General features: G+C 74.4%; 11 protein-coding genes. 1 reads left to right on the top strand and 10 read right to left on the bottom strand.

Annotated elements, in window-relative coordinates; translation table 11 throughout:
* Positions 1-123: 123 nt before the first annotated feature.
* The 10 genes from EDD39_RS23245 to EDD39_RS23200 form a co-directional block, all read right to left on the bottom strand.
* Entirely contained in the window at positions 124-1,530 is a 1,407-nt protein-coding gene (locus EDD39_RS23245; protein ID WP_244256954.1) for a glycoside hydrolase family 16 protein, read from the bottom strand.
* 68 nt (positions 1,531-1,598) lie between these two features.
* On the bottom strand, positions 1,599-2,126 hold the full coding sequence (locus EDD39_RS23240; protein ID WP_123558929.1) for a hypothetical protein: 528 nt from the start codon (positions 2,124-2,126) through the stop codon (positions 1,599-1,601).
* Positions 2,127-2,561: 435 nt separating this feature from the next.
* Positions 2,562-3,605 carry an ABC transporter ATP-binding protein gene (locus EDD39_RS23235; protein WP_244256953.1) on the bottom strand — a complete coding sequence of 348 codons (1,044 nt, stop codon included), beginning with the start codon at positions 3,603-3,605 and terminating at the stop codon, positions 2,562-2,564.
* Complete coding sequence (locus EDD39_RS23230) at positions 3,602-4,600, bottom strand: ABC transporter permease (protein WP_123558927.1); 999 nt, start codon at positions 4,598-4,600, stop codon at positions 3,602-3,604. The genes EDD39_RS23235 and EDD39_RS23230 overlap by 4 nt, the downstream gene beginning before the upstream one ends.
* 1 nt (position 4,601) lies before the next feature.
* On the bottom strand, positions 4,602-5,507 hold the full coding sequence (locus tag EDD39_RS23225; RefSeq protein ID WP_244256951.1) for an ABC transporter permease: 906 nt from the start codon (positions 5,505-5,507) through the stop codon (positions 4,602-4,604).
* Positions 5,504-7,255 carry an ABC transporter substrate-binding protein gene (locus EDD39_RS41225; protein ID WP_123558923.1) on the bottom strand — a complete coding sequence of 584 codons (1,752 nt, stop codon included), beginning with the start codon at positions 7,253-7,255 and terminating at the stop codon, positions 5,504-5,506. Before EDD39_RS41225 ends, EDD39_RS23225 begins: the two co-directional genes overlap by 4 nt.
* A 150-nt stretch (positions 7,256-7,405) precedes the next feature.
* Positions 7,406-8,620 carry an ROK family protein gene (locus tag EDD39_RS23215; RefSeq protein ID WP_123558921.1) on the bottom strand — a complete coding sequence of 405 codons (1,215 nt, stop codon included), beginning with the start codon at positions 8,618-8,620 and terminating at the stop codon, positions 7,406-7,408.
* A gap of 73 nt (positions 8,621-8,693) precedes the next feature.
* Positions 8,694-9,968 carry a hypothetical protein gene (locus tag EDD39_RS23210; protein WP_162870092.1) on the bottom strand — a complete coding sequence of 425 codons (1,275 nt, stop codon included), beginning with the start codon at positions 9,966-9,968 and terminating at the stop codon, positions 8,694-8,696.
* Positions 9,969-10,116: 148 nt separating this feature from the next.
* Complete coding sequence (locus EDD39_RS23205) at positions 10,117-11,013, bottom strand: IS982 family transposase (protein WP_123558917.1); 897 nt, start codon at positions 11,011-11,013, stop codon at positions 10,117-10,119.
* 118 nt (positions 11,014-11,131) lie between these two features.
* Positions 11,132-11,959: a phytanoyl-CoA dioxygenase family protein gene (locus tag EDD39_RS23200; RefSeq protein ID WP_123558915.1), complete on the bottom strand. Its 828-nt coding sequence runs from the start codon at positions 11,957-11,959 to the stop codon at positions 11,132-11,134.
* Between the two features lie 70 nt (positions 11,960-12,029).
* On the opposite strand from EDD39_RS23200, the gene EDD39_RS23195 reads away from it, so the two are divergent.
* Positions 12,030-12,863: a helix-turn-helix domain-containing protein gene (locus EDD39_RS23195; RefSeq protein WP_162870091.1), complete on the top strand. Its 834-nt coding sequence runs from the start codon at positions 12,030-12,032 to the stop codon at positions 12,861-12,863.
* The last annotated feature ends 100 nt before the right edge of the window (positions 12,864-12,963 follow it).

Genomic DNA, 12,963 nt, shown 5'->3' with positions numbered 1-12,963 from the left:
CCGGTGGGCCCCGATCGGATCGGGGCCCACCGGGCGCTTCCGTGCCCGAAGCGCCCGCGAACGACGCTGCCCGCCGCGGTCCGGGGACCGCGGCGGGCAGCGCGCCGCGTGGTTGACGGACTGTCAGGCCGTCTTGCGCCACACCCGCAGGTAGTCGGCGTCCGTCTCGATCGTGGCGCGGCCGTCGGGGACGGGGTGGTACTTGCCGGAGACCACCGAGAGGTTGAGGATCAGGAAGGCGTGCCAGTCCTTGCCGGTGCCGGTGTGGTCCGAGAAGACCAGCTTGTGGTTGACGTACCAGTCGTTGTTGTCGGCCCCGTAGTGCACGCCGACGGTGACCCACTCGCCGGGCTTGATCGCCTCCGGGTCCTCGTAGTAGAGGCCGGCGGTGCGGATCCGGTTGCTGAGTTCGAGCAGGTGCGGGTTGTCGGGGTGGTACTCGAAGGAGTCGATCTCGTTGCCGCCCTCCCGCCAGGTCCACAGCGCGGGCCAGGCGCCGAGCTGCTCGGGCAGGCGCATCCGCACCTCGGCGTAGTCGCCGGGGCGGACCTCGAAGTTGTCCTTGGTGCCCTCGGTGGTCAGCAGGCCGGTGTCCCAGGCCTGTTTGCCGTTCTCCAGGCGTTCGGGGCCTGCCTTGGCAGTGAAGGCCGCCTCGCCGTCGGCCGCGGCTACCTCGGCCGGCTTGAGCCAGTCCAGCTTGTCGTCGTCGGGGTTGTGGTTGCCGTAGCGGTAGGCGCTGCTCTTGTCGTCCTCCCAGCGCAGTTGGTTGAGCGGCCCGGAGAAGTCCTCGTCGAGGACGAGGCTGCCGAAGCCGTTCGGGTCGGTGGCCCTGGCGGCCACCGCCAGGTTCTTCACCTCCAGGTCGTGGTAGGTGTTGCCGATCCGGTACCAGCCGAACTCCTCGTAGGTGCCGGGTTCGAGGGCCCGGGTGCCGGAGGTGAAGGTGTAGCCCTCCGGGCAGACGGTCACGTTGCTCGCCGTGCCGGGGAAGTCGAGGTTGTTGTCCTTCTCGTCCCGCACCCCGACGCCGACCTCGTCGACCTGGATGCAGGACTCGGACGAGAGCCGGAGGGTGGCCGCGACGCCCTGGCCCGCCTCCGCGTGGTCCGGGGAGAGCGAGCGCTGGACGATCTTCCCGGCGGCGACGTCGAGCGTCATCGCGGGCAGGTCGTGGTAGGTGGAACCGGTCCGGTACCAGCCGAACTCGGTGTAGCGGCCGGCGGCGAACGCGCGCTTGCCGGTGATCAGGGTGTGACCGCCGGGGCAGACCTTCACCGGGCCGCCGGAGCCGGGGAAGTCGAGGTGGCGGCCCTGGGCGTCGCGGACCGCGACGCCCAGCTCGTCCACGGTCACGCAGGAGGCGGCGTTCACGGTCAGCGTGGCCGCGACGGGATGGTCGGGGGCGACCATGGTGGGCCTGAGGTCCTGGAGCTCCAGGGGCACCGCGGGGGTCGCGGCGGCCGCTGCGGGGCCGACGGGGAGCAGCGGGAGCAGCAGTCCGAGTGCGACCGCGCCACTCTGGCGGGCCATGCGCATGGTGGTCCTTTCTGGGGGTGGGGGCCGGCCGGCGGTCCGGTCGGCCGGGAGGGCGGTGGGGGTCAGACGATGTCGATGGCGAACGGGCGGGAGTGGGTGATCTCGGGCTGGTCGGGGTCGTAGACGGTCACCAGTCCGTCCTCCAGCTGGTCGCCGGGGTGCAGTCCGGCCTCGACCCGGACCGGTACCTCCACGCTGGCGCTGCGCAGGACGGGGAGGCCGGTGTCGAAGTGGCAGAGCAGGTCGTCCGCCTCGGTGTCCGGGTGGCAGTTGTCCGGGAAGAACGGGCCGACGGCGGTGGCGCCTTCGGGGAGGCGGACGGTGACGGCGAAGCCCGCGTCGGTCTCGCCGGGGCCGTCGTTGGAGATCACGGCCCGCAGGGTGGTGGTGCCGCCCGGCTGGACGGGGTCGATCTCCGCCTCGATGACGCGCAGGTCCGAGTGCACCTCGGCGGCGGCGGCCGCCCGGTGCCCGGCCGGGGCCGGTTCGCCGAGTGCCGGGCCGGAGCCCAGCAGGGTGGTGCCGGTCGCCAGCGCGCAGATCGCGGCGCACGTGCCCGCGCGTGAGAGGGGGCCGAGCCTTCGGCGCATCTTCGTCTCCTCACAGGGTCCTCCCCGGGCGGCGCCCTGCCGGCCGGGGCCGTTTCGCCGGGCCACCGGGCCGAGCGGACCCGGTGGTCCTCGGCGGCGCGGTGTTTCCGGCGATTTGTCTAGTCATCCTGGGGTCGCGGCTCGCGCCGGGCCGTCGCGCAACGTCCGCACGTCGCCCGTTCGGCCCCGCGGTTGCCCCCGGCTGCCGCAGCGCACCACCGGGCCGCCCGTCCGGCCGGTCCGGAGTCGGGCCCGGCTCCGGACGGCGTCAGATCGGTTTTCCACCAAGGGGTTTGATGCCGCGTCGAAGAGGCCCGGGTTCGGTTCGGTGGAGCCGGGCGGCCGGGCCCCGGCCCGGGGCCCTCCGGCCCGACCGGGCGACCCGCCCCGGTTGTCTAGCCCGGCTGCCCGCGCCTACCGCCGGGCCGCGGTGGATCAGCTCCGGGCGCGGGTTCCCGCGGGGCGGTCGTCCGGCGGTCCGGTGAGGAGGTGGCAGGCCGCGCTGTGCCGCTCCCCCACGGGCAGGAGCGCCGGCTGCTGCCGCACGCAGGCCGGTCCCGCCTGCTCGCGTACCGCGCAGCGCGGGTGGAACGGGCAGCCCGGGGGCAGGTCGCGGGCGGACGGCGGACGGCCCGGCACGGCGGGCAGCACGTCCGGCCGGGGTCCGTCGAGCCGCGGCCGGGCGCGCAGCAGGGCCTGGGTGTACGGGTGGCGGGGATGGTGGAACAGCTGCCGCACGGGGGCCTGTTCGACCGCCCGCCCGGCGTACACCACCAGCACGTCGTGGGCGGTCCCGGCCAGGACGGCCAGGTCGTGGCTGATCAGGACGATCGCGGTCCCGCGGTCCCGCTGGAGGTCCCGCAGGAGTTCCAGGATTCCGGCCTGGGTGGTGGTGTCGAGTCCGGCGGTGGGCTCGTCGGCGATCAGCAGGTCGGGGTCGCCGGCCAGGGCGAGGGCGAGCAGCACGCGCCGGCGGGTGCCGCCGGACAGCCGGTGCGGGTGGTCGGCGGCGCGGGCGGCCGGGTCGGGGACGCCGACCCTGCCGAGCAGGTCGACGGCGTGCCGCCGGGCCTGCCGGCGGGAGGCCGGGTGGTGCAGCCGGTACGCCTCGGCGACCTGGTCGCCGACGGTGTAGTAGGGGTGCAGCGCTGTCAGCGAGTCCTGGAAGACCATGGCCGCCCGGCCGCCCCGCACGGCGCGCAGCGCGCGTTCGCCGCCGCTCAGCAGGTCGGCGCCGTCGAAGCGGACCGTGCCGGTGACGGTGGTGGAGCGCGGGTCGTGCAGGCCGAGGAGGGCCAGGGCCGCAGCGCTCTTGCCCGAGCCGGACTCGCCGGCCACGCCCAGGGTCCGGCCGGGCCGCACCTCGAACGAGAGGCCGTCCACCGCCCGGACCGCGCCGGGGCCGGTGCCGAAGCGCACCCGCAGGTCGGCGACCTCCAGCAGCGGTTGCGGCCCTCCCCCGGCGGCGGCGCCGCTCACCTCCCGCCACCGGTGCGGGCCCGCGGGTCGAGGGCGGCGTGCAGCAGGTCGACCGCCAGGTTGGCGGCCAGCACCAGCGCCGCCGCGAGCAGGCTGACGCCCAGCACGACGGGGAGGTCGGCCTGGTCGACGGCCTGGATGAGCAGGTGGCCGAGGCCGGGCAGGCCGAAGACCGACTCCACGACGACGGTTCCGCCCAGCAGCCGGGCGAGTTGGAGGCCGAAGAGGGTCAGCAGCGGGGTGAGCGCGGGGCGCAGGCCGTGCTTGACGGCGGTGCGCAGCGGGCCGGCGCCCTTGGCGCGGGCGGTGCGGACGTAGTCCTCGGCCATCGCCCGCGCGAGCCCGGTCCGGACGTGGCGAGCGTAGGGGGCGGTGCAGGCGGCGGCGAGGGTGAGCCAGGGCAGCAGCAGGCCCCGGCACCACGCGGCGGGCGCGTCGGTGAGCGGCGTGTACTGCGGGTAGGGGAGCACACCGAGCCGACCGGGGAGCAGCGCGGTCAGGACGAGGGCGGTCAGGAAGGCCGGCGGGGCCGAGGCGGCGAGCACGGCCGTCATCAGCCCGCGGTCCAGGCGGCTGCCGGGGCGCAGGGCGGCGGCCGTGCCGACCAGCACGCCACCGGTCAGGAAGAGCACGGCGGCGCCGAGCGCGACGGAGGCGCTGACGGCCAGTCGGCTCCCGAGCAGCGAGGTGACGGTCGCGCCGTCCTGGAACGAGAAGCCCAGGCAGGGGAAGGAGCAGTGCACCGGGTGCGGCCCGGTGCCGTAGTCGCGGCCGGTCACGATGCCGGTGAGGTAGGAGGCGAACCGTTCGGGCAGCGGCCGGTCGAGGCCGAGGGCGCGGTTGATCGAGGCGATGGTCCCGGGGCTGCAGCCCTTGCCGCAGATCGCCTGCGCGGGGGCGGCGGGGAAGACCTGGAAGACCGCGAACACGGTGGCGCACACCGCCAGCAGGGTGGCCGCCGCGGCCGCCAGCCGGGACAGCAGGTAGCGGCCCACCTCAGCGGCCCCGCGGGTCGAGGGCGGCCCGCAGGCCGTCGCCGAGCAGGTGGCAGGAGAGCGTGGTGAGCAGCAGCAGGGTGCCGGGGACGAGGGCGTACTCGGGGTCGGTGGTGAGCCATGGCGCCGCGGTGGAGAGCATCTGGCCCCAGGAGGCGGTGGGCGGTTGGACGCCGAGGCCGAGGAAGGAGAGGGCGGCCTCGGTCTCGATGAAGGCGGGCACCGCCAGGGCGGTGTGGACCGAGAGCGGGGCGGCCAGGTGGGGCAGCAGTTCGCGCAGCAGGACCGAGCGGGGGCTGCGGCCGGCCGCCTCGGCCGCTTCCACGAACCCCTGCCCGCACAGGGTGATGGTCTCGGCGCGCACCAGGCGGGCCAGGGCGGGCCAGGCGAAGGCGCTGAGCAGTCCGATCAGCAGCGGCAGCCGCGGCAGGTCGGGCAGCACGGCGGCCAGCGCGATCATCGAGACGAGCGCGGGGAAGCAGAGGAAGAGGTCCGTCAGCCGGCCGAGGGCCGCGTCCACCCGGCCGCCGAAGTAGCCGGCGCACAGGCCCGCCGCCGTGCCGAGCAGTGCGGTCAGCGCGGCGGCGCCGAACGCCACCGCCAGTGAGACCCGGGCGCCGTGGACGGCCCGGCTGAGCAGGTCCCGTCCGGTGCCCGGTTCGACGCCGAGCCAGAAGCCGGTGCCGATCCCGCCGGCCGGGCCGAGCGGCAGGCCGCCGCGGTCGGGGTCGAGCCGCTCCGGGTGGAGCTGGTCGGGCGGGTGGCCGGTGAGCGCGGTGACCAGGGGTGCGGCGAGCGCGGCCAGGACGAGCAGCAGGAGCAGCGCGGCGCAGGCCGTGGCGACCCGGTCGCGACGCAGGCGCTGCCACACCGGGGCGGGGGGCGCCGGGGGCGTGGGCGGGGTCACCGGCCCTCCACCCAGATGTCGGTCAGGCTGAGCGCGCCCTGCACGGAGACGAAGGTGCCGTGCACCCCGGGGCCGGTGACGTAGAGGTTGCGGTGCTGGTAGAGCGGGACGACCGGGGCCAGGCGCATGATCTGCTCGTCCAGCGCGCCGTACAGCGGTGCGGCCTGGTCCGGGGAGCCGACGGCGCCGATCTCGTCGATGCGGCGGTCGACGGCGGGGTCGTCGAACATCGCCGGGTCGTTGTTCGCCCCCGGCCGGATCAGCCGGCCGTCGAACAGCGGCGGCAGGCAGGCGGCGGGTGACGGCCAGTCGCATCCCCAGCTGGAGAGGGCCAGTTGGGGTGCGGTGGCCCGGTCGGAGATCGTCGGGTAGTAGGCCGCGCCCGGCACGCCGCGCAGCGAGACGGTGATCCCGGCCCTGGCCAGTGCGCCCTGGACGGCCTCGGCCTGGGCCACCGCGGACGGGTCGTCGCTGCGGACGTCCATGGTGACCGCCGGGTGGGGGGCGCCGGCCTGCCGGAGCAGTTCGGCGGCCTGCCCGGGCGAGCCGCCGGGGGGCGCCGGGTAGAGGTCGAAGGGGGTGTGACCGGGGACGCCCGCGGGCAGCAGGGTGCTGGTCGGCTCGCCCACCCGGGTACCGCCGGCGGCGGTCAGCACGGCGCGCCGGTCGATCGCGTACTGCACCGCCCGGCGGACCCGCGGGTCGTCGAACGGCGGGGCGGAGTTGTTCAGGACCAGGTAGCTGAAGGCGGCGTGCAGGCGGCTGCGGCTGCGGGCCGCGACCCGGGGGTCGTCGAGGACCTGCGCGACGTGGGCGGCGTCCACCGTGGTCTTGAGCTCGATGGCGTCGCGGTCGGAGCCCCGGGCGGCGATCAGCCGCTGGTTGACCACCGAGGCGTCGAGGCCGAGCAGGTAGTCGATCCGGTCGGGGTAGGCCTTGCGGTGCGGGTCGGTCGCCGGGTCCCAGGCGGGGTTGCGGACCAGCCGGAGTTCCTTGCCGGCCTGGTAGGAGGCGACCCGGTAGGGGCCGGAGGCCGGCGGGTGGTCACGGTAGGAGGGGCCGGTGTCGGCGTCGGCGGGGACGCCGCCGAACAGCGGGTAGCCGGCGAAGTGGTCGAAGTCCGCGACCGGCCGGGAGAGCCGGAAGACGACGGTGGCGGGGTCGGGGGTCTCGATCGAGGCGAGGGGGCCGTCCGCGGTCGGGCCCCGGTAGTGCTCCGCGCCGGCCAGCCACTGCCGGGCGTAGGGCGGGCCGCCGGTGAGCTCGGGCTCGAAGGAGCGTTCCACGCCGCGCTTGATGTCCTGCGCGGTGATCGGCGCGCCGTTCTCGTAGCGGGTGCCGGGGCGCAGGTGGTACGTCCAGGTGCGCCCGCCGTCGGTCGGGGTGCCCGCGTCGGTGGCGAGGTCGCCGACCACGGCCTCGGCGGGGTAGCCGTCGGGGGTGGTGCCGCCGGTGGGGGCGGTCATGGTGAGCGAGCGGACGATGAGGGGCAGCACGGTCAGCGACGCCTGCTCGTAGCTGCGGGCCGGGTCGAGCTGGCGGAGTTCGCCGCTCTGCCCGAGAACGGTGAGGGTGCCGCCGCGCCGCGGGCCGGCGGCCCCGTCCCCGGCCGGGTCCGGGCCCGCTGTCGTGCAGCCGGCGGCCGGGGCGGTGCAGGCGAGGACGAGGGCGAGGACGAGCGTGCGCGACGGCGGGAACCGTGGGGGGCGGGGGAATCGCGGGGGGCGCGGTGCGGGTCGGTCGGGCATGCTCTCCTCCGCTCTGCGGGGCACCGGGGACCGGTGGGGCGGGTCGAGTGTCCGGGGGTCGACGAATGCATGTCAATAAGTTGGCTAGACAAGTGTCGGGAAAAGAGAGCTGGACCGCCTCCGGACACCACGGGTTCACCCGGCCGCCGGTCAGTCGAGCAGCGCGGCCTCGTAGGCGGTCGGGCGGCGCAGGAAGTCGTCCAGCACCAGGGCGGCGGAGGCCCGATCCCAGCTCGTGCCGACCGCGTCCCGGTGCTCGACCCGGCAGCGGGTGCCGGCCGAGGTCCGGGCGGTGCGCGCCCGCACCGCGGCCAGGCACAGGTCGACGTCCCCCGGGGTGCCGAGGTAGCCCGCGACGACCGTCAACTCCGGGTTGTAGAACTCCTGGAGGAAGCCGACCGCCTCGCCGAGCACCCGGGCCCGCTCCTGCCGCAGCATCCGCAGCCCCTCCCCCGGCACGCCGTCGAGGTCGTCGCGGAGCACCTCCGCCCACGGCGTGTCCGCGGCCAGCAGCCCGGCCTCGACGGCCCGGGCGTGCAGGGCCCGGTTGGTGGCCACCACGCCGAGGCAGTCGGTGCGCCCGCACGGGCAGGGCGTCCCCGGGCCGTCCGGCACCGGAAGGTGGGCGATCTCCCCGGCCGAGGCGCCCGGCCCGCGGTGCAGCGTCCGGTTCACCACCAGTGCGGCGCCGACCACGTTGGCCACGAAGACCGTCAGCGTGCTGTCGGCCGCCGGGGCGGCGGCGTCCCACAGCGGGGCGAGCGCGAAGCAGCGCACCGAGTTGTCGATCAGCACCGGGACGCCGAACCGGGCGAAGGGGGTGCCCAGGTCGACGTCGCGCCAGCCGAGTTGGGGGCTGTCCACGACGCGTCCGGTCTCCGCGTCGACCGTGCCCCCGGTGGCCAGCCCGATCCCCAGGACCTGCCCGGCCGGCACCGACCCGAGCGCCAGGCCGGTCGCCGCCACCGCCGCGGCCACCACCGTCTCCGGCTGGGCCGAGGTGCAGTTCACCTCGAAGGAGCCGGCCTCCGCGCCGGCCAGGTCGAAGACCGTCGCGGTCACCCGGCGGGCGTGGATGTGCGCCCCGACGACGAACCGGCCGCGGTCCGCGAACCCCAGCGGGATCTCCGGGCGCCCGGCGGCCCGTCCGGCCTGCCCGGTCCGCGCCGGCGGCGGGAGCTCGGCCAGGATCCCGGCCGCCACCAGGTTCCCGGCCAGCCGGGTGACGGTGGTGAAGCTCAGCCCGGTGGCCCGCCCCAGCTGCTTGCGCCCGGTCGGGCCGCAGGCCACGACGTGCCGCAGCAGCGCGGCCAGGTTCCGGTCCCGGACGTCGCGCATCAGTGGGGTGAGGCCGCCGTTTGCCATGGCCGAGATCCTAGCCAGCGCCGGGCCACGGCCGTGCAGGCCGGAGAGCCATTGATCGAGCCCTTGACACTAATTACTGCGGCCGGAACGGAACGGCGGTGGTCGCACGGGTCAGATGGTTGGGGTGGAGATGGAGGCTGCCCAGCCGATGGGGTTGCCGATGGCGATTGCTGGTTCTGGTGTGCAGGCTGACCGCGACCAGCGCGGACTGCAGGGTGGTCCAACTGCCGTTGCCGGCAAGGACGATTGGCGCCGCGGGGCCGCCGTTGACGGCGAGGTGGTCGGTCCGGGCCGTGGAGCCCCCGTTGACGTAGCCGATCTGCAAGCGGTAGGTGCCGGGGGTGGCCACCTGGACGTCGGTGAAGGCCAGGGTGCCGGTGCGGGAACAGCTGCCGCCGAGGAAGCCGACGAGCTTGCCGTCCGGGCAGGTGGCGCAGTCGGCGAGGTCAACCGGAGTGGCGCAGGCGGTGGTGGCGTAGCGCTCCAGGCAGACCGGGGAGTTGCTGATGCCGGTGGGCTGGCGGAGATCAGATTGGTGGGCGTGGGCGGGGTGCACGAGCCGTTCGGGGTGGTCTTCAGCATCGCGTTGTCGTGGCCGGCGATGTCGCCGAGGCTGCCGCCGGAGAGCGGTTCGGCCACCAGTTCGATGCCGGTGGTCGCGTTGGCGGGCCGTCGCCCGTCCACGCTGCTCCGGCGCCGAGCGGGTCCTGGTCGACGTCACCGCCCTCTCGGGGGCGGAGAGCTCCGCCCCCGAGAGGGCGGTGACGTCGGTGCTCAGGATCAGCGGGGAGGAGGTGACCGCGTAGAGGGCGGTCTGACTGCGGGTCTCCGCCGTGCTCAGCTGGTCCGGGATCAGGAAGTCGGGGTCGTTCCGGTTCCCGGGGCCGGAGGAGCGGACCAGGTCGGTGTTGTAGGCGTACTGGGTCAGCACACCGGCCTGGTTGCCGGTCTTGTTCCAGGCGCTGCCTGCGGCGTGGGCCGTCTTCACGTCGTAGCCGCTGCGCCAGAGCAGGCCGCTGCTGGTGGGTGCTTCGAGGTCGGAGCGCCAGGGGCCGAGTCCGGTGGGGCCGATGGGGAAGTAGGCGGGGCGGACTCGGAGAAGACGATGTCGCGGTGGCCGACGTTGTTCTTGAGCGCGCTGCCGAACGCGGCGTGGTTCCCGGAGTAGCCGACGAGGTTGTTGTCGGCGGCCGGCATGTTGCAGCCGTCGAGGCTTGACGTAGTCCACGCCCCAGGAGGCGAACAGGCCGGCGTCCTGCGCGAGGAACAGGCCCTCGGGCGGGCCGACGTCGCCGCGGTTCGGGTTGTCGGCCGAACAGCCGAAGCAGGCCCAGTTGTTGAAGCCCATCGGCGGGTGACGGCCAGCATGCTGCCCGACGGGGACGTGGCGGCAGGCGTCGCCCGTGCCGCCTGCGGGGCCAGTACGAGACCAGCGAGTTTCAAGCATCTTTGCGCATGAGAGTGCTAGACGAGTAGTTCCGAAGTCGGTTAGTCGGTCAGTGGTCGTAGGCGATCAACGAGCGTGTGACGGGTTGGCCGGTGGCCCGGTTGTGCCAGATCGCGCAGGTCATCGCGAGTAGCCGTTGGCCGACTCGGGCGCCGAGGCCCTCGATGGTGCGTCCGCCGTGCTGTTCGAGGCCGAGTTGGCCCTTGAGGGTGTCGTTGACGGACTCGATCAGCTGGCGGACGGACTTCAGCAGCCCTTCCCCGGGGCGTGGGGTTCGGTTGCGGTAGGACGGCCGCAGCAGCGTGATGCCGTGCTGTTCGAGGAAGCGGTCGAGTTCGGCGGAGACGTAGCCCTTGTCGGCGAGGATCAGCAGGCCGGGCCGCTCTCGCGCGAGGCCGGGTTCGGTTTCGACGAGGGCGGCCAACACCTCGCGTTCGTCGACCTTCGGACTGGCCAGGGCCCAGGTGACGGGGAGTCCGGCCGGGGTGCAGACCAGGTGCAGTTTCAGGCCCCAGAACCAGCGTGAGTGCGAGCGGCTGTAGCCGTAGCCGGCCCACCCGGCCAGGGCCGAGCGGCGCACGGTGTCGCGGGAGCGGCCGCACTCCACGGGTGTGGAGTCGGTGATCCACACCGGGTCCGCCCACAGGTCGGTGTCCCGGGCCAGGTCGCGGATCGCCTGCTGGAGCAGCGGGCGCGCGGCGCGCAGGCGCTTGTTGTAGCCGGGGCGTTCGGGCAGGTGCGGGAACATGCCGCGCAGGCGGGCGCGGGCGAAGCGGATCCAGCGGGCCTCGGAGTGGAAGCCCAGCAGCACCTGGGCCACGGCCAGGCACACCAGTTCCGAGTCCGTCAGCCGCGGCGGGCGCCCCAACCAGCGCGTTCGAGGCAGATGATCATCGATCCACACGTAGAGTGCCGTCAGGAGGGTGTCCAGCTCTTCGGTCGTCACAACCCGAAGCCTGGACACCCTCCCCGCATGTCCGAAGCAGAACAGCCAAAGACACCCGACTTCGGAACTACTCGTCTAGATCACGCACCACCCCGGACTTGCCGTCCCGAGGCGGGGTTCAGTGCGCCGCGCCCTCCCAGCCGTCACCGCAGGGGCCTCCGCCGGTCGCCGCCGCGACCTCGACCTCGGTGCCGTCCGCAGCCACCAGCGGCAGGTAGTACGAGGCGACCTCGACGCTGCTCCGGGGGACGTAGTGGAAGACGAGCGAACGGCGGAACCGGTCGGCCGTCGTGTTGGGCAACGAGCCGTGGACCGCGCTGCCGTGGAAGAACAGCACGTCGCCGGCCCGCATGACGGTCTGGACCGGTGCCATGCCCTCGGGGACGTTCACCAGCCCCGAGGTGAAGGACTCCTCGGGGTCCGCCTCCTCCGGGCAGACGATCTCCATCGTGTGGCTTCCCGGCACGATCCTGAGGGCGCCGTTGGAGGCGTCGCAGTCGTCGATGGCGATCCACGCCGCGACACAGGTCTCCGGGTGGGCCCGCAGGAAGAAGTTGTCCTGGTGGAAGGCCTGGCCGCGGGCGGACGGCGGCTTGAAGTAGAACATGGACTGGGCTCCGTGCACCGGGCCGACCAGCGTGCTGACGGCCCCGATGATCCGCGGGTCGGTCATCAGGGTCCTGGCGATCCGCCCGATGGCCAGGTCCGCTCGGCGGTGGGGGTTCATGAACCGGGGGTAGCGGCGCAGGACGTCGTCGCCGTCGACCTCGTGGACGGCGCCGACCGCGGTCCGGTCGGTGTCGACCTGGTCCATGAAAGCGGCCCTGATCTCTTCGGCCTCGGCGGCCGACAGGAGCGCCTCGACCTGCACCACGCCCTCGCGTGCGTAGCGGTCGCGGAGCGTGGCGGGATCGGCGGGAGCGGGAAGGAGCGTGTTCTCTGCCATGGCCCCACTCTCCCGGCCGCTGCCCTGCCGGGGCATGGCGGAACCTGTTCTCGTCATGGAGGATCCTGCTGTGCGCCATCGTCCCGCCCCGGTCTCCGTCGCCTCCGGAACCGAACGCGTCGTCTGCGGACGGTTCGAGGAGGACTCCTCCTACCGGACCGTGCGGCCCGGCGGCACCAACGACTGGGTGGTGTTCGCCACCGTCGCCGGCCAGGGCCTCCTGCGGGTGGAGGGCGCGCCGGAGATCACGGTCGACCGCAGCCGGATCGTCGCCGTCGAACCCCGCGTCCCCCACCGGTACCGGACCGACCCGGGCACGGACCTGTGGTCGTTCCGCTGGGCCCACCTGCTCCCCCGACCCGACTGGACCGCGCTCCTCGACTGGCCCACCGCCGCACCGGGCGTGCGTGCCGTCCGGGTCGACGACACCTCCCGCACCCGCATCGTCCACGCGCTCGACCGGGCGATCAGCGCACGGCGCTCCGGTCTGCGCCGCGGCCCGCAGTTCATGACGAACGCCGTCGAGGAGGCGTTGTTGTGGTGCGACGCCCTCAATCCCCGGGAGCCGGTGCTGGACCCCCGGTTGATGGCCGCGCTCGAGTTCGCCGGCGAACGGCTCGACGAACCCCACAGCGTCGCGTCGTTGGCCGCGGTGGCCGGTCTGTCGCAGTCACGGCTGTCCCACCTCGCCAGGAAACAGTTGGGAACGGGCCTGATGGCCCACGTCGAGAGCCAGCGCCTGGAGCAGGCACGCCACCTCCTCGCCCTGACCGACCTGCACGTGGCACAGGTGGCACGCCGGGTCGGCTTTCCCGACCCGCTGTACTTCTCCAGGCGCTTCCACGCGGCCACGGGGATGTCCCCCACCCGGTTCCGGAGCACGGACCGGCAGGCTCGCGCATGAGGGGACGGGCAGCCCGGCCGGCGGCCGCAACGCGCGCGGGGACCCCGCCGGCCGGTGCGACGGTGTGCCGCCCGGCCGTCGAGGGCGTTGGGCCAGCCGG

This window comes from Kitasatospora cineracea (genome assembly GCF_003751605.1).
Lineage (GTDB): Bacteria > Actinomycetota > Actinomycetes > Streptomycetales > Streptomycetaceae > Kitasatospora > Kitasatospora cineracea.
This window is presented reverse-complemented; position numbering and strand designations above follow the sequence as displayed.